The organism is Streptomyces sp. NRRL WC-3618 (genome assembly GCF_001280005.1).
In the GTDB taxonomy this organism is placed as follows: Bacteria; Actinomycetota; Actinomycetes; order Streptomycetales; family Streptomycetaceae; genus Streptomyces.
In genome coordinates, this window is the sequence record NZ_LGDW01000481.1 from 14,238 (window position 1) to 34,714 (window position 20,477).

General features: G+C 69.9%; 25 protein-coding genes. 10 read left to right on the plus strand and 15 right to left on the minus strand.

Annotated features, from left to right (window positions below; translation table 11 throughout):
• Nucleotides 1–70: 70 nt before the first annotated feature.
• Nucleotides 71–931, minus strand: coding sequence for a helix-turn-helix domain-containing protein (locus tag ADL01_RS37760; protein ID WP_053746589.1), 861 nt, complete (start codon nt 929–931; stop codon nt 71–73).
• Nucleotides 928–1,809: a peptidoglycan-binding protein gene (locus tag ADL01_RS37765; protein WP_234354940.1), complete on the minus strand. Its 882-nt coding sequence runs from the start codon at nt 1,807–1,809 to the stop codon at nt 928–930. The genes ADL01_RS37760 and ADL01_RS37765 overlap by 4 nt, the downstream gene beginning before the upstream one ends.
• A 692-nt stretch (nt 1,810–2,501) precedes the next feature.
• On the opposite strand from ADL01_RS37765, the gene ADL01_RS37770 reads away from it, so the two are divergent.
• The 3 genes from ADL01_RS37770 (at nt 2,502) to ADL01_RS37780 (ending at nt 4,067) form a co-directional block, all read left to right on the plus strand.
• Nucleotides 2,502–3,020: a hypothetical protein gene (locus ADL01_RS37770; protein ID WP_053746590.1), complete on the plus strand. Its 519-nt coding sequence runs from the start codon at nt 2,502–2,504 to the stop codon at nt 3,018–3,020.
• A gap of 68 nt (nt 3,021–3,088) precedes the next feature.
• Nucleotides 3,089–3,511, plus strand: coding sequence for a DUF2690 domain-containing protein (locus ADL01_RS37775; protein ID WP_234354941.1), 423 nt, complete (start codon nt 3,089–3,091; stop codon nt 3,509–3,511).
• Between the two features lie 151 nt (nt 3,512–3,662).
• Complete coding sequence (locus tag ADL01_RS37780) at nt 3,663–4,067, plus strand: hypothetical protein (RefSeq protein WP_053746591.1); 405 nt, start codon at nt 3,663–3,665, stop codon at nt 4,065–4,067.
• Between the two features lie 77 nt (nt 4,068–4,144).
• On the opposite strand, the gene ADL01_RS37785 is transcribed toward ADL01_RS37780, so the two are convergent.
• Together ADL01_RS37785 and ADL01_RS37790 are read right to left on the minus strand one after the other, a co-directional pair.
• Nucleotides 4,145–5,089 carry an anti-sigma factor RsbA family regulatory protein gene (locus ADL01_RS37785; protein WP_053746592.1) on the minus strand — a complete coding sequence of 315 codons (945 nt, stop codon included), beginning with the start codon at nt 5,087–5,089 and terminating at the stop codon, nt 4,145–4,147.
• On the minus strand, nt 5,086–5,388 hold the full coding sequence (locus ADL01_RS37790) for an STAS domain-containing protein (RefSeq protein WP_420719781.1): 303 nt from the start codon (nt 5,386–5,388) through the stop codon (nt 5,086–5,088). Before ADL01_RS37790 ends, ADL01_RS37785 begins: the two co-directional genes overlap by 4 nt.
• Before the next feature lie 320 nt (nt 5,389–5,708).
• On the opposite strand from ADL01_RS37790, the gene ADL01_RS37795 reads away from it, so the two are divergent.
• A complete protein-coding gene (locus tag ADL01_RS37795) occupies nt 5,709–5,894 on the plus strand; it encodes a hypothetical protein (protein WP_053746594.1) in 186 nt (61 codons plus the stop codon).
• 15 nt (nt 5,895–5,909) lie between these two features.
• The gene (locus ADL01_RS37800; protein WP_053746595.1) at nt 5,910–6,227 is read left to right on the plus strand and encodes a hypothetical protein; all 318 of its coding nucleotides are present in this window, start codon (nt 5,910–5,912) and stop codon (nt 6,225–6,227) included.
• A 26-nt stretch (nt 6,228–6,253) separates the two neighbouring features.
• Here ADL01_RS37800 and ADL01_RS37805 read toward each other — a convergent pair whose 3' ends face one another.
• Nucleotides 6,254–6,559 (minus strand): hypothetical protein, encoded by a 306-nt coding sequence (locus ADL01_RS37805; RefSeq protein ID WP_053746596.1) that lies wholly within the window; start codon nt 6,557–6,559, stop codon nt 6,254–6,256.
• Between the two features lie 15 nt (nt 6,560–6,574).
• Complete coding sequence (locus ADL01_RS37810) at nt 6,575–6,988, minus strand: hypothetical protein (protein ID WP_053746597.1); 414 nt, start codon at nt 6,986–6,988, stop codon at nt 6,575–6,577.
• Between the two features lie 272 nt (nt 6,989–7,260).
• Between ADL01_RS37810 and ADL01_RS37815 the strand changes: the two genes are divergently transcribed.
• On the plus strand, nt 7,261–7,791 hold the full coding sequence (locus ADL01_RS37815; RefSeq protein ID WP_053746598.1) for a hypothetical protein: 531 nt from the start codon (nt 7,261–7,263) through the stop codon (nt 7,789–7,791).
• A 107-nt stretch (nt 7,792–7,898) separates the two neighbouring features.
• On the opposite strand, the gene ADL01_RS37820 is transcribed toward ADL01_RS37815, so the two are convergent.
• Nucleotides 7,899–8,291, minus strand: a complete 393-nt coding sequence (locus ADL01_RS37820) for a nitroreductase family deazaflavin-dependent oxidoreductase (RefSeq protein WP_053746599.1) — start codon at nt 8,289–8,291, stop codon at nt 7,899–7,901.
• A gap of 103 nt (nt 8,292–8,394) precedes the next feature.
• On the opposite strand from ADL01_RS37820, the gene ADL01_RS37825 reads away from it, so the two are divergent.
• Entirely contained in the window at nt 8,395–9,213 is an 819-nt protein-coding gene (locus tag ADL01_RS37825; protein WP_199835072.1) for an endonuclease/exonuclease/phosphatase family protein, read from the plus strand.
• Nucleotides 9,214–9,263: 50 nt separating this feature from the next.
• Here ADL01_RS37825 and ADL01_RS37830 read toward each other — a convergent pair whose 3' ends face one another.
• Entirely contained in the window at nt 9,264–10,835 is a 1,572-nt protein-coding gene (locus tag ADL01_RS37830) for a CehA/McbA family metallohydrolase (RefSeq protein WP_053746600.1), read from the minus strand.
• A 206-nt stretch (nt 10,836–11,041) separates the two neighbouring features.
• Here ADL01_RS37830 and ADL01_RS37835 point away from each other — a divergent pair, with 206 nt between their 5' ends.
• From ADL01_RS37835 to ADL01_RS37845, 3 genes are all read left to right on the plus strand, one after another.
• The gene (locus ADL01_RS37835; protein ID WP_053746616.1) at nt 11,042–11,887 is read left to right on the plus strand and encodes an LLM class F420-dependent oxidoreductase; all 846 of its coding nucleotides are present in this window, start codon (nt 11,042–11,044) and stop codon (nt 11,885–11,887) included.
• Nucleotides 11,888–11,991: 104 nt separating this feature from the next.
• A complete protein-coding gene (locus tag ADL01_RS37840; RefSeq protein ID WP_053746601.1) occupies nt 11,992–14,604 on the plus strand; it encodes a bifunctional FO biosynthesis protein CofGH in 2,613 nt (870 codons plus the stop codon).
• A gap of 110 nt (nt 14,605–14,714) precedes the next feature.
• A complete protein-coding gene (locus ADL01_RS37845; protein ID WP_159049740.1) occupies nt 14,715–15,665 on the plus strand; it encodes an alpha/beta hydrolase in 951 nt (316 codons plus the stop codon).
• Nucleotides 15,666–15,814: 149 nt separating this feature from the next.
• Here the strand turns inward: ADL01_RS37845 and ADL01_RS37850 are convergent, their stop codons facing one another.
• The 7 genes from ADL01_RS37850 to ADL01_RS37880 form a co-directional block, all read right to left on the minus strand.
• The gene (locus ADL01_RS37850) at nt 15,815–16,258 is read right to left on the minus strand and encodes an NUDIX hydrolase (RefSeq protein WP_053746603.1); all 444 of its coding nucleotides are present in this window, start codon (nt 16,256–16,258) and stop codon (nt 15,815–15,817) included.
• A gap of 306 nt (nt 16,259–16,564) precedes the next feature.
• Entirely contained in the window at nt 16,565–17,008 is a 444-nt protein-coding gene (locus tag ADL01_RS37855) for an NUDIX hydrolase (protein WP_053746604.1), read from the minus strand.
• A gap of 19 nt (nt 17,009–17,027) precedes the next feature.
• Nucleotides 17,028–17,822 carry an STM4013/SEN3800 family hydrolase gene (locus ADL01_RS37860; protein ID WP_053746605.1) on the minus strand — a complete coding sequence of 265 codons (795 nt, stop codon included), beginning with the start codon at nt 17,820–17,822 and terminating at the stop codon, nt 17,028–17,030.
• Nucleotides 17,819–18,337 carry a hypothetical protein gene (locus ADL01_RS37865; protein ID WP_053746606.1) on the minus strand — a complete coding sequence of 173 codons (519 nt, stop codon included), beginning with the start codon at nt 18,335–18,337 and terminating at the stop codon, nt 17,819–17,821. The genes ADL01_RS37860 and ADL01_RS37865 overlap by 4 nt, the downstream gene beginning before the upstream one ends.
• Nucleotides 18,330–18,965, minus strand: a complete 636-nt coding sequence (locus ADL01_RS37870; RefSeq protein WP_234354942.1) for a dTMP kinase — start codon at nt 18,963–18,965, stop codon at nt 18,330–18,332. Before ADL01_RS37870 ends, ADL01_RS37865 begins: the two co-directional genes overlap by 8 nt.
• Nucleotides 18,962–19,981, minus strand: a complete 1,020-nt coding sequence (locus ADL01_RS37875) for a radical SAM protein (RefSeq protein ID WP_053746608.1) — start codon at nt 19,979–19,981, stop codon at nt 18,962–18,964. Before ADL01_RS37875 ends, ADL01_RS37870 begins: the two co-directional genes overlap by 4 nt.
• 143 nt (nt 19,982–20,124) lie before the next feature.
• On the minus strand, nt 20,125–20,477 hold a 353-nt coding region (locus ADL01_RS37880; protein ID WP_234354943.1), incomplete at its 5' end, for an ATP-binding protein.

Here is a 20,477-nt window from a genome sequence, read left to right on the forward strand (position 1 = left end):
ATGGGCCCCCGCGACGACGCGGGGGCCTCGCTCCGCCGCGGGTGCAGGGCCCAGCCCGAGAAACGCACCGTCAGGAGTCGAAGCACTCCCAGCCCGTGGCGCCGGCCGGTGTGAAGCACAGTCGTAGGCCGGTCCGGTTCGAGCCGCCGATCATCGGCGTGAAGCGGTAGGCGTCCGTATCCGCGGTGCTTCTGATGACGACTCGACGCGGACGGGTGCCGGGGGCCGAGACCTCGATCATGTCCCCGACCTTCGAATGCCAGATCCGGCCCCACGAGGCAGCGCACACCTTGCTGTACCGGATCTCCACCTCCGTACCGGTGCTGGTGCGGTGCGGAGGACCGAGCGAGTCCACCCGGCCGGGCAGTCCGCAGGCCATCGGTTTGGGATCCTTCCCGTCACACGCCTCCCCCTGGCATCCGGGGACGGGATCCAGCGTGGGGGAAGCCAGGCCCGTCGGGCTTCCGGCGGCGCCGTGGCTCCGCAGAGACTGCGCCGCCAACATCGCCACTGCGACCACACCCACACCGGCGATGAACAGCCCCTGACGCAGAACCCTCCGGTGGACGCCCGTGGCGCCCACAGCACCTGCGGGGACCAGGGCGGACGCGGGCGAGGACGTGAGCGGGGACGTGGGCGGGGACGTGGGCGCGGGCTGGGTAGGGGGGCGGGTGTGCCGGGCGCGCCCGCTCCACTCGGTGTCCGCCAGTTCCCACAGCGCGAGCAGCCGCCCGGCCGGCTCCCCCGCCATCGCGCACAGCACCTCGACGGCCTGCCGGGGCACCGGCTTCTTCCCGTTGAGATAGCGCTCCCAGGACGACTTGCTGTACGCCGTGCGCTCGGCCAGCGCCGCCAGGCTCAGGCCCGTCCGCGACCTCATCTCGCGGAGCCCCTCGGCCAGTGTCACGCACTCCGGTGCGGGGCCGGTCATCCGCGCAGCGCCTGCCAGGTGTGCGGGCCCACGATGCCGTCCGCCGGCAGCCCGGCCTTCTTCTGCATACGTACCACGGCCGCGATGGTCTGCTGTCCGTAGACCCCGTCGACGATGCCCGGCTCCATGTGGTGATGGGCCAGCAGGCACTGGGCCTCCACCACCTCCCAGCCCGGTCCGGCAAGGACGGCGGTGCGCGTCGCGCTGTATCCGGCCACCAGCTCTCCGCCTGCCGCGCCGGCCCGACGGACCTTGCAGGAGTACGACTTGCCCGGCTCGAAGACGTACCAGCCCGGCCCCTCGGTATCGCTGGTGGTGCTCTTGACGCTGGTGGTTTTGGCGGTACTGCTGGGCTGGGGGCCATCCAGCGCCGTCTGCACCCTGTCGCCCCCGCCGTCGTCATCGCCCCAGGGAGCGGCGATCAGCATTCCGGCAGCCATCCCCACGAGCGCGGCGACCACCACGGCAGCGAGGGCGACGGGCCTGCGCACCCCCGGCGGCTCCCCAGCCCCCGACACCGTGCGCCCAGCCCCCAGCACCACGGGCCCTTCCGCCAAGTCCCCGGGCCCCTCAGCCGGCACCGCGGAGCCCTCGGCCGCGCCGGAACGCTCGACAACCGCCTCGCCCCGCGTTCCCTGATCGCCGCCATCCTCCGCACCGGCCGGCGAGGACGGCGCGTTCCGCTGCGGCCACGCTTCCTCCGCCACCTCGTGCAACACCAGCAGCCGGACCGGATCCGCCCCCGCCGCACGCGCCAGCTCCTCCACCGCGTGCTGTGGCGGCAGCGCCTTCCCATTGAGGTAGCGATCCCACGACGAGCGGCTGTATCCGGTCTTGACCGCGAGTGCGTCCAGGCTCAGCCCGCTGCGGTCCTTCAACCTCCGCAACTGCACCACGAGTTGCCGGACTCTCTGATCCAGAGAGTCCGGCAGTTCCTTCCATCGAGACACGCCCCACCCCAATACCCGTCAGAAACCCCCCAGGGCTCCCGCCCCATGCCCTGTTAGTACACCTCGCGCGGGCTCTGTGGCCAGGCCGAAGCGCGCACCCGTGTCGGCAGCCATGTGCCCACGAGGGGGCGGGCGTCCCAGCGATGCCGCATCACGCCGGACATCCCAGCAGGTCAATGCGCGGGACGTCCCACGATGTCCCAACGGGGCGGCCTCACTGGCCCGGATCCAGATTGACCAGCACTCTCTGGGGTGAAAGCCGACGGCGCGGTCAACCCCGCATCGTCCTCACAGGAAGGAGGCCGATTCATGAACGTACGAAAGCGCACCACCCTCGCGACGTCAGAACCTGGACAGCCCGCTGTACCGATGGCGGAGCAACTGGCCGAATCGGCCTCCTGAAGCTGGCGCGAATCCACCTACGTCCAGTCTCGAAGAGCGTGTTCTCGCTCCCAGTCGCGCTGTCCAGGCCTGCTGCGCGGCACCACACATCGGGCTCGGCTCGCCGGCGGCGTCCCAGGACGTTCGCTCAGGCCCTGCCTCTGCCCGAGTGAAATCCCCCGAGGCACCCGCGTGCCCACATCCACCCGATTTTTCTCGATCTCGATAAGGAGACCATCATGCGTATCAACATGCGCCGCACCGCCCTCGGCGCCGGAGCTATCGCCGCCGCAGTCGTCCTCGCTCTGCCCGGCAACGCCTTCGCCGTCACCAAGTTGTCGCAGTCCGCCGCGGCATCCCAGCTCAGTGCGGCCGGCGTCACGCACTCCTCCAGCGGAGGCTGTACCACCCGCTCGAACAGCACCTGCACCTCGTACAGCCAGATCAACCAGGCCACGGTGGATGGACTGAAGACCCTCAAGAGCGCCAGCGACTGCGCGATCAACGTCACCGGCGGCACCGAGGACGGCCACGCCGACGGCACCTACAGCCACTGGAACGGCTACAAGGCGGACATCAACCCGAACACCTGCATCAGCAACTACATCCACTCCAGCTTCACGCAGATCTCCACCCGCAGCGACGGTGCGGCCCGCTGGCGCTCCTCGGCCGGCAACGTCTACGCCCGCGAGAGCAACCACTTCGACATCACCTTCTGCGGCGGCTCCGCAGCCTGCACCAGCGCGGCCAGCGCCTGAGCCACCCCGCTCCGGCTCCACCACCTGACCCGTTGCAACCCCTTCAGCCCTGCCGTCGAGGAGATCTCGTGAAGTCCAGTACGAAGTCGAAGCTGTCCGTCGCCGTGACCGCGGCGGCCCTGGTCGCCGGCGGCCTGCTCGGCGCCCCGGCCGCCTCCGCCGCCACCAGTTGCCTCGGCTCCACGTGTAACGGCCTCAACCCGGCCAACACCGTCTGCCAGAACGACGCCCGCACTGTGAAGGACGGCGCAATCCGTGGCGTGGAACTGCGCTACAGCCCGTCCTGCCGGGCCGCTTGGGGTCGTTTCCCCAACGCCCCCAGGGACTCGAAGCTCGAGATCAAGAACAGCCAGGGCAAGAAGTACACGACCAACGGCCCCTCTGGCGGCGGCACCTTCTTCAGCGTGATGATCAACGACAAGGATGTGACGGCCTGGGCGTGCGCAACTTGGGACAACAACGACCAGACCGAGTGCACGGGCGGCTTCTGATCAGCTGCCGTCGCGCTGCCCGCGGGGGCCTCTCGGCCCCCGCTGGTCCGGTGGCGGCTGCGTCAGCCACCGGCTCCTCCTCAGACGGCTGCTCGAACTCGTACGTCTGCTTCTACATCGGCAACCCACCTCCACAGGAAGTCTCGCAACCATGCTGAAGTTCTCTGGCGACAAGCGGAAGGTCCTCGTCACCGGAGCGGCCCTGGCCGGTGCGCTCGCCCTCGCCGCCGGGCCGGCCTACGCCTCCTCCGGCAACGTTTCCGGCCAGGTCGGCGGGAGCTACACGTACTACGGGACCGCGCGGACGATCACGGCCAGCGGTTCGAACATCTATCTCCAGGTCACCAACACGCCCGGCGTGGCCATGAAGGTCAAGTGGTACAAGTGCGACAACCGCTCCGTGCAGGGCTCGGACGTGGAGGTAGGCGACGGACGGCGGCACCTGATCGGCTCCGACTTCAGGTCCGGCACGGTCTTCTGCCTGGCGGCTGTCGCGGACCTCAGCGAGACGAAGCTCAACTGGAGCGGCACCCTCAACTGGAACGTCACCTCCTGACGGGTGGTCGTCCCGGTACGGACCGACGGGGGCGGCGCAGCCGGCGGCCGCCCGAGGACGCGGCGCCGAGCGGTCGCCTAACGGCCGAGGTAGAAGCGAATGGCCGTACCCTCCGGGCCCGTGTGAATCCGGACCAGGTCCACGACGGTGTGCACCAGCAGCAGGCCCCGCCCGCCTCGCTGGTCCCGGGAGGCGGGGCGGCGGCCGGCGAGCGGGTCGTTCAGTTGCCCGCCGTCCCGGACCTCGCACACCAGTTGTGACTCCTCCGCCCAGATCCGCAGGCTGCCCGAACCGCCGCCGTGCACCACGCTGTTGGTGGTCAGCTCGGCCACCGCCAGCGCGAGATCGTCCAGGCGTACGCCGGACAGGCCCAGCTCCGCGGCCCGCGCGATGGCTGAGTGCCTGACGTACGGCAGCTCGTCGATCCCGAAGTGCTGGAGCTCGGCCCCCTCGGGTGCCGCCGCGAACGGCCGGTTGTACTCGGCGATCACCTGCCCGGGAGCGTAGGACGGGCTGGGCCGCAGGCCGCCGCCGGAGACGATCACGGGGTGGGTGGCGTACGCGTCGGTGAGCACCTCCTCGGCGAGGCGCTCGGCGTCGTACGGGCACAGGATGGTCACGTCCCGGCCCTGGAAGGCGGGGTTGATCAGCGCCTCGTGCTGGACGCACGCCGGGTACTCGACGCTGCTGCGGCCGGGCCAGATCGGCTCCCCGATGATCCGCACATGTGTCTGAGGGTGGGCGTCGGCGAAGGCGCGCAGCACCCTCGGGATGATCCGGCCCGGGTTGCGGCCCGCGTCGGTCATGTCGAGGAAGCGCACGGACGCGGCATCGATGCCCAGGCTCTCCCTGAGCAGGGCCAGGTTCGCGCCGGGCACGGCGACCGCCACCGGGTGGCCGAACTTCAGCCCCTCGCGGATGAAGGGCACCGTGCCGTCCAGGTACTCCTCCTCGCCCCGGTAGAACAGGGCGGGATGGACGAACGACTCGGAGGTCGCCACAGCGTTCTTCGTGGCAGTCATCGCGCCACCACCTCGATCACGGACAAGTCGGGCCAGAACATTTCAAGCAGCCTCGGCAGCGTGGCCGGCGGCCGCTCGACCACGATGCGCCGCCCGGTCGAAAGGCCCTGAGCGGCCATCGCCAGGGCCGAGGCTCCGGCGACATCGACAAAGGTCACGGCGGACAACTCCAGATGGCACACGAACTCCTCGCGAAGGGGCAGTTGTCCCAGCGTCCGCTCCCAGGCCGGACACGTGGCCGCGGTGATCTCGCCGACCGCCCGCCATCCCGCCCGGTCCGACAGCGGATGCAGCAGCAACGCGCTGACCGGCGGGACCGGCGCCGCTGCCGAGGCACTCGCCTGTGGTCGCAAACCGTCCGCCCCCCCAACTCCCGTATACCGGCCGCTCGCACCCGAGGTAAGCCGTTCACCCACACCTCCCGCACGACGCCGCCAATCTCGCCTGCCCCGCGAAAACCCATGTATGCACAACGGCTTTCCGGCGTGGGTTCAGGCCGCCGGACCGACCCACACCGTCATGGGCGGGAAGTGGGCCCCAGCCCCGGGTTCAGTGTGACGCCCGCCACCGCGTAGCGTCGGTTCATGGAATCCCCGGACGGAGAGAACGGAGGGACGGAATGGGAGCTGGCCTGGTACTCGTACTCATCCCGCTGTTCTTTTATCTGACGGCGGTCGTGCTGCTGTGTGTCAAAGTCGCCGACCGGACATCCTGGAAAATGGGCTGGGTGTTCGCGGTGGCGCTCATCTTCGGACCCGCCGCCCTGCTCACCGTCGGTGGCCTGTACGAATACGGCGTCTGGTAGAGGCGGGGAGAGCAGGTGGAAGCCCTTTTCACAGTGGTGATCGTCCTGTTCATGGGATGCGTCTACGCGTGGCCGGTCGTTCCGCTGGTCGCCTACCCGCTCAACCGGTGGCGTGGCTTCTGGGCGGCCCTGTATTGCTGCGCCGTCGCTGTCCTTTTCTCCGTGGAATTCCGATTCTCGAGATTTATGCTCGGGACGTTCTTCGAAATGGCCGTCTACACCTCCGCCGCCAGAGCGATCGCCGAGGCTACGGGCGTACTGGAGAGGCCCCGCGAGGTGTGGCGGAGGCGGCACGCGCGGGAGGTTCAGCCCGACCCGACCGCCCCGCACTGAGACTCCGTACTACCGCCGGCGCACCGTCAGGACGGCGGTGTCTCCCGGACGGTGAGCGGGCCGACGACGGCGTCCAGCTCCGCGTCCGTGAGGGGGCCGCCGGTGTCCAGGCCCTCCCAGCGTTCCAGTTCCCGGAGGCGTTCCACCGGGACGTGGTACGCGCCGAAGAAATGGACCATGAGCTGGAAGACCTTGAAGTCGTCCCCGGTCTTCCCGGTCTCCCCGGTCTCCCGCATTTTCCGCATCGCCCAGCGCGCCGCCTCGGAGGCCGGGCGGCCTTCCTCGCCGAGTCGGCGCAGGCCGGCCACGATCGCGGTCCGGGCGTCTGTCACCTTGTGAACTCCCCTTCACCGCTGTGTACTTGACGGGCGAACCGACGGTATCGGCTCACCGAGGACGGCGGCGGTACCGGCGGCCACCAGCGTGGCCGTGGCCGATCCCGCGAGCGCGAACCCGGCAGTGCGGTTCACGGCCAGCGCGTGCAGCGCGATCAGTACGGCGACCGGCGCGCCCACCGCAGCCGCACCCGCACCGGCGCCCGCGCCGAGCAGCACGGCCGCCAGTGTCCCGGCCAGCGCGAGCACGGGCGTGACCCGGCGCACGACCAGCGCCCCGCAGGCCAGTCCGGTGCTCACCGCCACCAGCGTGCCGCTGCCGCCGCCCGGCCCCGACGCCGGTTGTGCGCAAGCCGGCAGCACGGACACCACCAGGTCGCGCCATCCAGGCATGCCGCCCGCGACCGACCACTCGTACCGGCTCACCGCCGGAACATACCCGGCCGGGGCGACGCGGGGCAGAGCGAGTGTCGACGTACTGCCGTACCGCCGTACAACCCTTTGCACGCCCAACGGGTCTCACATTGCATCCGAAGTGTTCCGGGCCATCCGGAAGTTGCCGCTTTGTGTGACGGGGGCCTGCGCCGACCACGCGTGCCTTTCCTGGGTGTCCCCCCGCTTCGGAGCACGTCTCAGCGCGTGTCGTGACACCCGTCATGACGCGCGGCTCAACCACGACGAGCAGGGGGAAACACCACATGCGTCACCTCAAGACCGCCACCGCGGCGCTTGCCTTCGCTTTCGCTCTTGTCCCGGCCGCAGTCGCCACCGCCGGGACCGGCCCGGCGCCCGCACCCACCACCCGCACCGCCACGGCGGCCACCTCCACCGCGCCGACCGCCGCCGGCAACCCGGCGAGCCTGCGGGCCCGCGCGGCCGGGGTGTGTGCGGACGCCTACCAGATCGGTACCACCGGGTACGTCAAGCGGGCCGGCGCGAACGTGGCCTCCGTCAAGCAGTTCTACTCGCCGTCCTGCGGCAAGAACTACGGCTACGTCTGGGTCTGGGACAGCTTCCGCGACGCCGTCGGGGACTACGACGTGACCTCCGCCGTCTACAGCTACTCGCGGGACGAGGTCCTCGGCAAGCATTCCTGGACCAACACCGACGGCCAGGAGTTCTGGTCCAGCGGCACCACCACCGTGAACGAGTGCACGGCCGCGTCGGGCACCGTACGGGCCGCCGGTGACCCGGCGCCGGTGGGCGGTTACTCCAGCAAGCGCTGCTGACCCCACCCCCACGGCGGGGGAGGAGACCAACGGCCTCCCCCGCCGCAGGGCCGGCGCCGCCCCGGTACCGCTGTGCACCGGGGCGGCGCTCAGTTCGTTCACCGGGCCTATGCCAGATCCACCCGCACCGTGAGCAGATTCGTCCCCATCGCCCGTACGCCCGTGCTGTTCACGCGCGGCAGCGTCCGCAGCCGCGCCACCGGATCGTCGTCCGGCAGGAGGTGGGCCGTGCCCGGATGCCAGCGTCCGTGGACCCGCACGCGCACCCGCGGGTCCGCCTTGATGTTCCGTACGTACTGCGACTTCTCGCCGAACTCCGAGACCAGCCAGAACGTGTCGCCGACGCGTCGGCCGCCCACCGGGGTGACACGGGGCAGGCCCGAGGTGCGGCCGGTGGTCTCCAGGAGGGTCTGGAAGGGGAGGCGGCGCATGACGGGGTTGCCGATCCGGCGCTGGACGGCGGTGGCCGCCCTGAATCTCATCTCTGCGAAACGGGACATGTCGGTCTCGAGCCTCCTGCGTGCGTGCCGCTGCCGGGTGTGTTCTTCAATGGTGTCCCAGAGGAACTCCGGCTGAACGAACAGGTGAGCGGTGGTGGCGGGTATGCGCGTGGTGACCTGGAACCTGTGGTGGCGGTTCGGTCCCTGGGAGGCGCGGCAGAAGGCGATCCTCTCCGTGCTGCGGGACCTGCGGCCGGACGTGGTCGGGCTCCAGGAGGTCTGGGAGTGCGGCGGGGAGAACCTCGCCGGCTGGCTCGCCGACGAACTCGGGCTGCACTGGACCTGGGCTCCCTCCGAGACCCCAGAGCGCTGGCAGCGCCGTATCGGGGGCGAGAAGGTCGACATAGGCAACGCGGTGCTGAGCCGCTGGCCCGTCGTCGAGAGCGAGGCGATACGGCTGCCGGCCCCGGACGAGCTGGACGACGGACGCCCCGCCCTGTACGCCCGGCTCGCCGCCCCCGGCCACCCCGTGCCCTTCTTCACCGCCCACCTCACCTCCGCGTCCCACGCGTCGGCCGTCCGCTGCCAACAGGTCACCGCCATCGCGGAGTTCGTGGCGAAACGCCGTGACGGCACCGCCTTCCCGCCTGTCATCACCGGCGACTTCAACGCCTGGCCCGACTCCGACGAGATCCGGCTGCTCGGCGGTTACAAGACGGCACCACCTGTTCCCGGCCAAGTCTTCCTGGACGCCTGGGAGTCGGCCGATCCGGCGGCTCCGTCGGCGACGTGGGACGCCCAAAACCCTTATGTAGCCGCCGGGTTCGGTCCCAGCGCGCGGATCGACTACGTCTTTGTCGGGCCGCCGGGGCGGGGCGGGCTCGGGCACGTGAGGAAGGTGGAACGGGCGGGGCACGGGTCCGTGGAGGGCATCTGGCCCTCCGACCATGCCGCGGTGGTGGCGGATCTGGCGTCCGCCTGAGCCGGGAGGCGCGGTCGGGAACCGCACGCGCACTCTCCCTCCGGAGCGGCCTACCGGCCCAGGAAGATCGGGTTGGTGAACGCGGCCAACGCCCCGGGCATCGGCGCGAGTACGGCCTCGTGGCGGACCTCCGCCCGGACGTACGCCGCGTACTGGGCCGTCGTACGCCACTCCACCGTCCCCGCGCCCGCGACCGGCAGGACGCCGCTCGTGAACAGCACGCCCTGGTCCGTCACGAAGCGGACCGTGCAGCGCGGGGCGCCGGTGACCTCCAGGCGGACGGTCACCGGGGCGTCCTCGGCGACCTTCAACCGGCCCCCGATGTCCGCGTGTTCGCCCTTCGGACCGGACGCCGTGAAGGAGAGGGAGACCCACTTGGACTCGGCGACGTAGGAACGTCCCGCCCTCAGGCCGTCCTGGATCGCCTCCCGGGTCAGGTCCTCGGCCAGGACCACCGTCTGCGGGACGCCTACCGGGTCGGGGTCACGGTGGGCGTCGCTGTTGCCCATGGCCGGAATCCACCCACGGCCCTCGTCGCCCGCACCACCCTTCTCCCCCTTCTCCCCCTTCTCTCCCCTCCGGTCCCGCACGGACGCCACCAGCATGCCGTCCCAGTCCGCGAGCGCCACCTCGTCCTCGGGCGAGTAGGTGCCGTTCCACACCTCCACCGCGTCCGCCTCGGCGAAGCCGAACTTCCAGTTGCAGCCGACGCAGGTGGCGTGCGGGTGGGCCGGGACCACCAGGCCGCCGGCGCGGCGGATCTGGCGCGCGAACTTGCCGAAGCGGTTGTCACGGGCCCGGTAGCGCCAGTCGACGAAGGTCCCCGGATCGGTGCCGAGCGCGAGCACGTGACCGTTGCGGGTCGTCACCTCCTCGCCCACCATGATCAGGAGGTCGTCGCCCGCCTGGTCGGCCCAATGGGCGTGTGACGACGGGGTGTTGTGGTCGGAGGAGTTGATGAAGTCCAGGCCGGCGGCGCGCGCGAGGGTCGCGATCTCGGCCGGGGTGCGCTTGCCGTCCGAGTACCAGGTGTGCAGATGGCAGTCGCCCCGGTACCAGGCGCGCCCTCTGCCCTTCGCCCGCTCGGGCGGATAGACGGGCGGCACGACCTCGCCGGGCTCGCCGTAGGTCAGCGTGATGGTGATCTCGTACGAGAGGCCCTGCGGGGAGACCGTGTAGGGGCCCAGCGCGATGTGCCAGGTCCCCGCCTTCACGCGGCCCGGGATGTAGCCGGGCGTCGCGTCGTCCGCGCGGATGAAGAACTCCGTGCGCGCCCCGCCCGACCAGCCCCTGAAGCCCTTGCCGCCCAGGTCGGTGCCGCGCTGGTCGAAGACACCGATGTCGAGCGCGTTGCCCGCGGTGCCGGCCGGGACGGCAGGGCGGTCGTAGCTGTACGCGACCCTCAGCTCCCGTACGCCGTCCGGTATGTCGACGGGCAGGTAGACGAAGTCGGGGGAGCCGGTGGGCAGCGTGCCCCGTACCGTCTTCGTCTCGGTGCCGGGGGCCGCCTCGGCCGGGGTGCCGTGGGAGAAGGTCACGCTTCCCAACGTAAGCGCGGCGGCGGCTCCCGTCACGAAGAGGGCGCGCCTGCCGAGACCGGTGCCGTGGTCGTCTTCGCACATGCTGCTGCTCCCAGGGTGTCGGGGGGTGACGTGGGTGATGCAGTGGTGCCCCGTCCACCCTCGTACTCGGGAGTGAACTCCCGTACAAGACAAGGGAATCGCCATCTTTCGAGCGGGCAGCGGGCACCGGCCGCGAACCCGCGCCCCGAGCCGATACATACCGGTCGGTATGGACAGACGGGGCGCTGCCCGGTAGAGATATGTCCATGCGCCTAGCCGTCACGATCTTCCTCACCGACGAGACGATCACCCCGACCCGGCTCGCCCGTGAGCTGGAACAACGCGGGTTCGCCGGGCTGTACCTGCCCGAGCACACGCACATCCCGGTCGAGCGGACCAGCCCGTACCCGGCGGGCGGCGACCTGCCGCCCGAGTACGGCCGCACGCTCGACCCCTTCGTGTCGCTCGGCCAGGCCGCCGCCGTCACCGAGCGGCTCGTCCTCGGCACGGGCATCACGCTCGTCGCCCAGCACGACCCGATCGACCTCGCCAAGCAGATCGCGACCCTCGACCACCTCTCCGGCGGGCGCCTCACCCTCGGCGTCGGCTACGGCTGGAACGTCGAGGAGGCCGCCGACCACGGTGTCGAGTGGCGTACGCGGCGCGAGCTGACCCGGGACCGGATGGCCCTGATGCGCGCCCTGTGGGCGGACGAACCGACCGCGTACGAGGGCGAGTTCGGGAGCGTGCGGGCGAGTACGGCGTACCCCAAACCGGTCCAGAAGGCGCGCGGGCCGGTGAACGGTCCCCGCACCCTCATCGGCGGTGCGGCCGGGCCGAAACTGTTCGCCCACATCAGCGAATACGCCGACGGCTGGCTGCCGATCGGCGGACGCGGCCTGTCCGAGTCGCTGCCCCTGCTGCGGTCGGTGTGGACGGACGCGGGCCGCGACCCGGCCGCCCTCCAGGTCGTCCCGTACGCCGTCCGGCCCACCCCGGGCAAGCTCGCGCACTACGCCGAGCTGGGCATCGAGGAGGCCGTGCTGCAGTTGCCGCCGGCCGGCGAGGCCGAGGTGCTGGGCCTGTTGGACGAGTACGCCGCGTACCTCTAGCCGTGTACCCCTGGCCGCCGCCGGGGCTGCCCTGTGATGTCCGGCACCGGAACGGACAGGGCGGTCCTTGCGGGTCCTGATCACATCGATCGTATGCTCGACGGATGACGACTCCCGAGGATTCCGGAACCGGCCCCACCGAGCGCCCCGGCGCCGCTGGCCCGACCGAGAACTCCATGCGTCGCGCACTCAAACGCGCCCGTGACGGCGTCGCCCTCGACGTCGGCGAGGCGGCGGTGCTGCTCCAGGCCCGCGGCGAGGCCCTCGACGACCTCACCGCGTCGGCGGCCCGCGTACGGGACGCGGGCCTGGACGCGGCGGGCCGCCCCGGCGTCATCACCTACTCGAAAAGCGTCTTCATCCCCCTCACCCGCCTCTGCCGGGACAAGTGCCACTACTGCACCTTCGTGACCGTCCCCGGCAAGCTCCGCAGGGCCGGACACGGCATGTTCATGTCCCCGGACGAGGTCCTCGACATCGCCCGGCGCGGCGCCGCCCTCGGCTGCAAGGAAGCGCTGATCACCCTCGGCGACAAGCCCGAGGACCGCTGGCCCGAGGCGCGCGAGTGGCTCGACGCGCACGGCTACGACGACACGATCGCGTACGTCCGCGCCATCTCGATCCGCATCCTCGAGGAGACGGGCCTGCTCCCCCACCTCAACCCGGGCGTGATGTCCTGGACGGACTTCCAGCGCCTCAAGCCCGTCGCCCCCTCCATGGGCATGATGCTGGAGACGACGGCCACCCGCCTCTGGTCCGAGCCGGGCGGCCCGCACTACGGCTCCCCGGACAAGGAACCCGCCGTACGGCTAAGGGTGTTGGAGGACGCGGGCCGCTCGTCCGTCCCCTTCACCTCGGGCCTCCTGATCGGAATCGGCGAGACGTACGAGGAGCGCGCGGAGTCCCTCTTCGCCCTGCGTCGCGTCTCCCGCGCCTACCACTCCATCCAGGAGTTGATCATCCAGAACTTCCGCGCCAAGCCGGACACCGCGATGCGCGGCATGCCGGACGCGGAACTGGACGAACTCGTCGCGACGGTGGCGGTCGCCCGCCACATCATGGGCCCGAGCGCCTGCCTCCAGGCCCCGCCCAACCTCGTCGACTCCGAGTACGAGCGGCTGATCGGCGCCGGCATCGACGACTGGGGCGGCGTCTCCCCGCTCACCATCGACCACGTCAACCCGGAACGCCCCTGGCCCCAGATCGAGGAGTTGAGGGGAAAGTCGGCGGAGGTCGGCTTCGAACTGCGCGAACGCCTCTGCGTCTACCCGGAGTTCGTACAGCGAGGCGAGCCGTGGCTCGACCCGCGCCTGCTCCCGCACGTACGAGCCCTGGCCGACCCGGAGACGGGCCTCGCCCGCGAGGACGCGGTCGTCGAGGGCCACCCGTGGCAGGAACCGGAGGAGGTGTTCGTCTCCTCCGGCCGCACCGACCTGCACACCACCATCGACACCGAGGGCCGTACGTCCGACCGGCGCGACGACTTCGACGAGGTGTACGGCGACTGGGGCGCCCTGCGCGAGGCGGCGGCCCCCGGAATGGTGCCGGAGCGCATCGACACGGACGTCCGACAGGCGCTGCGCACGGCGGCCGACGACCCGACGAAGCTCACCGACGCCGAGGCCCTCGCGCTCTTCCACGCGGACGGCCCGGCCCTGGACGCCCTTTGCCAAGTGGCCGACGACGTACGGAAGTCGGCGGTCGGCGACGACGTCACCTACATCGTCACCCGGAACATCAACTTCACCAACGTCTGCTACACCGGCTGCCGTTTCTGCGCCTTCGCGCAACGTCGCACGGACGCCGACGCTTACACCCTCTCGCTGGACCAGGTCGCGGACAGGGCCCAACAGGCCTGGGACCTAGGGGCAGTTGAGGTATGTATGCAGGGCGGCATCCACCCGGACCTGCCGGGCACCGCCTACTTCGACATCGCGAAGGCGGTGAAGGAACGGGTACCCGGCATGCACGTACACGCCTTCTCGCCCATGGAAGTGGTCAACGGCGCGTCCCGCACCGGGATGTCGATCCGCGAGTGGCTGACAGCCGCGAAGGAAGCGGGCCTCGACACGATCCCCGGCACGGCGGCGGAGATCCTCGACGACGAGGTCCGCTGGGTCCTCACCAAGGGCAAGCTGCCCACGGCCACCTGGATCGAGGTCGTGACGACCGCGCACGAGCTGGGCATCCGCTCCTCGTCCACGATGATGTACGGCCACGTCGACCAACCCCGCCACTGGCTCGGCCACTTCCGCACCCTGGCCCGCATCCAGCAACAGACGGGCGGCTTCACGGAGTTCGTCACGCTCCCCTTCATCCACACCAACGCACCCGTGTACCTGGCGGGCATCGCGCGCCCCGGCCCGACGATGCGCGACAACCGGGCGGTCATCGCCATGGCCCGCCTTCTCCTGCACACCCACATCCCCAACATCCAGACGAGCTGGGTGAAGTTGGGCACGGAGGGCGCGGCGGAGATGCTCCGCTCGGGCGCGAACGACCTGGGCGGCACGCTGATGGAGGAGACGATCTCGCGAATGGCGGGGTCGTCGTACGGCTCGTACAAGTCGGTGAAGGACCTGATCGCGGTCGCGGAGGCGGCGGGACGCCCGGCGAAGCCCCGGACCACCCTGTACGGCGAGGTCCCGGAGGAACGACAGCGGGCGGCGGCGGTGTCCGACGGGCATCTGCCGGAACTGCTGCCGGTGTTGGACTGACCCGGCCCGGCGGGCGCCACCCATCTCCCTCAACTGGTCGAGCAGCTCAACTCGCCCTCCGGGCGCTGGGATTCGATATGTCGATGGACGATCAAACGCCAACCGCGGATATGGATCAGGAGGCGCTCTACCGCGCGCTCGACGAGACGGTGTCACGGCTGTACGCCGACGGCCGGTTGGCCGATGCCCTCGAAGCGGTGGAGGAAATGGCTCCCAGGATCCCCACGCGCCGCGCGGACACCGCCCACCTGACGGCCTGTCTGCTGACGCTCACCGGACGCGCCGAGGACGCCCTGACGGTGCTGCGCGCCGCACTCGCCGACGGCGCCTGGTGGAGCCCCACGATCCTCGTGGAAGACGACGACCTGACCGCCGTACGCGACCTCGAGGGATTCGCCCCGTTGCTAGGCGAGTCCACGGCCCGCCACGCGACGGCGACCGGAGTTCCGCTTCCTCCGGTCGTACGACGCCCGAAGGGCACCCCCCGAGGCGTCCTGGTCGCCTTGCACGGCGCCGACCAGGACGCGGCGCTGGCCGCAGAACAGTGGGCGGCGGCCGTGGACGCCGGATTCGTCCTCGTCGCCGTGGACTCCTCCCAGCGGTCCACCCCGCTCTACCGCAGCTGGCCGGACACGGACGTCGCCATCCGGGACATCACCACCGCGCTTGCGGAATTGAACGAGGCCGACGGCGCCCTCCCGCTCCTGGCGGCGGGCTTCTCGGCGGGTGGCCGCGTGGCCGTGCTGTGGGCCCTGTCCGGCGCGGCGATACGCCCGTCCGGATTCCTGGCGCTGGCCCCGGCGCTCACACCGGAACACCTCGACGGGGAACGGCGGGTGAGGGCTGGGCGGGGCGAGGTGCGCGGCCGGATCCTGGTGGGGGAGCGGGACGAGGACGTCACCCCGGAGGTGTACGACGCCTACGCGGTGCTCGCGGATGCGGGGGCGGACGTCACGCTGGAGACGGTTGGCGGGCTGGGGCACGCCTTTCCGGTGGGGTTCGGACGGGGGCTTCCGGGGGTGCTGGAGGCGTTGATGGAAGAGAGGGCTGGGGGGAGCTGACGAGGTTGGGCGGTGACGGCGACCGTGCCGTTCGCGTCCCGGGCCACGATTACGGAGGCGCCGCGCAGAGCGTCCCGTCGGGGTGAGTCGGTCATGGCCGTCAGCGTGGGCGCCCACGCTGACGGCCAGGCCGCCAACGGCGACGTGAGCTACTGCCAGCCATGCTCGTTGAGGCGTTCGGTGCCGTTCAGATAGCCGAGCAGGCCGGCTTCGGGGTACTCGATGATGTCGTCGGGCAGATCATGCACGCTGAACCACGAGAGCGCGAGGCACTTCTCGGGCTCCTGGTTGCGGGGCGTTCCCTCCCACTCGGTGGCCTCGAAGAAGAATCCGATCCGCTCGACCTCTTCGTTCTGCTGGTGGTGCACGACGTGCACGAGGCGAAGGTGGGCGGGGTCGACGGTGACGTCTGTCTCCTCGTACAGCTCCCGAGCTGCGCCGAAGCTCAAGGGCTCGCCCTTGTCGAGCTTGCCCGAAGGCATGTGCCACCGGTAGCGACCGTAAGGGCCGCCGCGCTGTGACATGAGGATCTTGTCGCCGTCGCGGAGGATGACGTGGGTGTCGATGACGGGCTGTGCGGGCTGTGCGCTCATGGTTCCTGAGGGGTTGGTTCGTCGGGGGTGGCGATCGACGCCAGCGGCCAAGGCGGGATTGCGTCGGCGATTTGGCGCGCTACACGCAGTGAGATCGACGTCGCCGTACGCCAGCAGGCTGTCCGTTTTGTAGCCATCCTCAACGAAGGTCTGTCAAACGGGCGTGCTGGGGCGCACTGAGGACGCGGTCACTGCCGGACTCGATCCCGAGGGCTACTTCCCTCAGGTCGTTGGAGATGGGGCGGTCTAGTTGCCTGTCGGAGAGCCGGTCGAGGACGTTGCTGCGACAACAGGGTCCCGCTTTTGTCAGGCTGTTGTGACCTGCTGGGCCAGCAGCAGTGCCAGTGGGCCCCCCTGAAGTAGAAAGTGTCCTTCGGTGGCGGCCTGGATCGCGTCAGGCATTGGCCACCATGCGAGCTTGAAGTGCTCTTCGCTGGGCGTGAGTTGCTGCGGGCCGCAGGTGAGGTCTTCGGCCAGGAACAGGTGGATGCGGGCGGCGGAGTCCAGCGTGATGGCGTACGAACCGAGGGGCCGCCAGGACTGGGCGGTGACGCCCGCTTCTTCGCGCAGCTCGCGCCGCGCGCACTCTTCCGGTGTCTCGCCGGGCTCTCGGCGCCCCCCGGGCAGGAACACGTACTCGCCGCCGTGCTGCGGGAATTCGGCGGCCAGGACGGCGACCGTGCCGTCCGAGTCTCGGGCCACGATTACGGAGGCGTCGCGCAGAGCGTCCCGTCGGGGTGAGTCGGTCATGGCACGGGAGCGTAGCCGTCTACTCCGACAGCCAGGCCGCGAACGGCACGTTCAGCACGGTCGGGTGAGCAATGCCACGGCCGTGGTAGCCGTCCTCGCCGAATGCGTCACCGTGGTCGGCGCACATGATGATCAGCCACCGTTTCTTGCCGGTGAGCCCGTCGATCAGGCGGCCGAGGTGTGCGTCCGCGTACGCGAGCGCGGCAGCTTGGGATTGCCAGGAGTCGGTACTGTCGCCGATGTAGTGGCCGTGGGGGACATGCGTGGCGGAGACGTTGACGAACAGGAACAGCGGCCGGTCGGTGGACTGCTCGGCGATGGTCAGGGCCTGGTCTACCTGATGGCGTGTGGAGTCAGGCTCCGGGGAGCCGAACTCAGGACGCCAGTGGTCCTCGTCGAACATGTCGGGCAGCACCGACCCGAGTGGTGTCTCCCGTGAGAAGTAGGTCACGCCGCCGATGCACACCGTGCGGTATCCGTGCTGGGCGAGCCCGGCAAGAACGCTCGGCGCATCGAAGACGAACGTGCCCGGATCAACGGTCTTGAGCGCGGGTGGGCGGCACTCCCACAGCCGCGGCGGCTGTACTGGCTGCGGAAGCTTGGGGAGGAAGCCGGAGAAGAAGGCGATGTGCGCGGGGAGGGTGAAGGTACCGGGAGTACGGCGTTCCTCCCACACCCCGCCCGGCAGGACGCTGGCCAGATGCGGCGTCTGACCGGCGTGCAAGGCGGCTCGGGCGACATCGTGGCGCAGGGAGTCCAGGGTGACGAAGAGGATGCTGGTCTGGCTTCGGATGACCTCGGCCGTGTCGGTCACAGTGTCACCACCAGGTCGCGGCGTTCGGTGATGTGACCCTTGGCCTGGTCGTTCACCGGGATGGGAATCCGGTCGGAGGCGATCATCTTTCGTAGCCTTGCCATGCCCGTGTCTTCGGTGACCGGTCGGCCGTCCGCGTCGTATAGGCGAATCGTGATCATCTGTCCGCCGCCGCCGCCGCCGCCGCCGCTGTCGCTGTCGGTCGTGGTCAGCAGGGCTCCGGGGACGCCTCCGAGTTCCCTCATGGCGTGCAGGAGCTGGGCTTCGTCGGCCGTACCAAGACTGGAGACCTGGCAGCCCCAGTGCTCGGCATTGACAGCCCCTCGGCAGAACCGCCGATGGAACTCGGCCGTGTCGGGGTGCTTGTCGTGGGCCACGGCCATCTGCCGGGCCTGGCTGATCACGACGAAGCAGGCGGCAACCCACCAAGCCACGCCCTCGTGGATCTCACCCGGGAACGCCCCTGCGATGCGGCCGTCACGGATGACGGCGTCGCTGTCGATCGGATTAAGCACGCCTGTCCTCCAGGTACTTGACGATGGCGTCCGCCAGGTCGTCCGGGCTGCGACCATCGGTGGGGAGCAAGACTGCTGTGGGGTCCTCGTCGATGACGGCTTGGAAGTTCTGCTGGAGCCTGGCAAGACGCCCGGGGATGTCGAACAGGTCGGTGTCGTCCTGCTTCACGTCCGTCTTGGTGCCCATCCGCTCTTTCAGTGAGCTGTCGGAGCTGACCAGGCAGAAGGTGGCGTCAGGTACCACGAGGTACGGCAGGAACGGGGCGATCATTTCTTGGACCTGACCCAGGCCGGCGTGGTTGACGGCGGCGTGGCAGGCCAGGACCGAGACGACGTAGCGGTCCGCGACAACTGGTCCCACGCTGAGGGCCTGCCGTACGACGTCGGAGACGTGCAGGAGGCCGGAGAGGTAGAAGGCAAATTGCGGAAGCGGCCGAAGTTCCCGGTTGACCGAGTCGGACCAGCTGGTGTGCGGATCGGTGAGGGTATGGATCGTTGCGGCGCCGAGCCGCTTGGCCAGCCTTTGGGCAAGCGTCGACTTCCCGACTCCGGAGACGCCTTCCAGGACCACGAATGGCTCTTGGCGTTCCGCGATCTTGGGCGTATACGGGTCGCGCAGGGGAGTCACAGGGTGCCCTCGGTGAAGGCCGAGACGTGTCGGGCGACGGCCACGGGGAGTTGCTTCGGATCAGCCAGCAGGGGCCGGATGTCCATGCGGAGGTCGTCCCGCAACAGACAGGGTTGGACCCCGCCGGCGTGGTCGACGCGAAGAGACCAGAACCCCTCCACGCACTTGGACCTGACAGGGCAGGTTCCGCACTGGCCAACGTGATGGCGCCCGAGTTCGCGATGGATGACGTCGATCTCGATGCCGTCGATGCGGAAGATCCGCCGTCCCTGCCCGACGCCGGAGACCTCGACCTCTTCGTCCCTGGTCAGGGTACGCAGATGATCGATGATGCCTTGGGCGCCGATCGCGGAGCCCTTTCGCTTGGTGTTGAAGTCGGTGTCCACCAGCTCGATGAACTGCACAGGCATGCGACGGTCGAGAGCGAAGTTCAGGATGTCGTGCAGTTCGTGTTCGTTCTCCCGCTGCACGAGCGTGTTCAGTTCCACTCGCTCGAACATCTCGCGGGCCGCCTCGATCCCGTCGAGGATGGTCGCGATACCGATGCGGGTGTTCGCGATGGCCTTGAGTGACGCGTCCGAGAAGTAGTGGAGGGAGACCTTCACCTTGTCAAGGGCGGTCGTAGAGAGCCATTCCTGATGGGTGCGGACCAGTGTTCCGTTCGTGATCAGGGTGTAGGCCGTGTCCGGTCCGAGTTCGGGGAGTTGGGTGAGGACCGGCCGGGCCAGGGGCGACAGGAGAGGCTCACCGCCGGTGAAGTACACGCGCTTGAGCCCTGCGTTCATCAGGGCGGCCAGTACGGTCAGGAAGTCCTCGGCGGTCATCTCGCGGTCGCGGGGCAGCACATCGCGGTGCAGGTGTGTGAAGGGTGGCGGGACGTCACCTTCGTTGTGGCAGAACCAGCACTTCTCATTGCATTTCGGAGTCAGGGAGACCCTGAGCTGGCCGCGCAGCATGGCGAAGTTCCGCAGCGCGGTCCAGTCCACGTCGTTGGCCTTCGAATGCGGAATGGTCATGGTCTGGTGCTCCTTCTGTAGGTGCACTTCTGGTTTGGCGGCGCCCGGCCGAAGGGGTGGATGAGCTTTCTGCGGTGGCGCATGCCGCTCAGGGCGCGGCCGGAGGCGCCCAAACAGGGGCGAAGGCGCCGAGGGAGCTGCGGTCACCGGTCGGCCCCGGTGAGAAACTCGGCCCAGACCTCTTTGCCCCAGGGGCGCGGACCGGAGCCTCGCAGGTCGTAGCCCCAGCGGTCCGCGAGTTCGTCGATCAGGAGCAGGCCACGGCCGGACTCGTCGTCGGCGGCGACGGGGCTGAACACCGGCAGTCGCGAGGGCGCCCGGTCCACCACCCCGACGCGCACCAGTGCCGTACTCGGCCGTTGGACGAGCAGGCGGATCGCGTGGCACGGGGTGTGTCTGAGTACCGGTAGGCCGCTGGCGAGGTTTCTGCTGTGCAGACCCTTTTCCAGCGGCCCCCGGCCCGAACCCGCCGTGCACCTTTCGGTGCAGCGGGCTC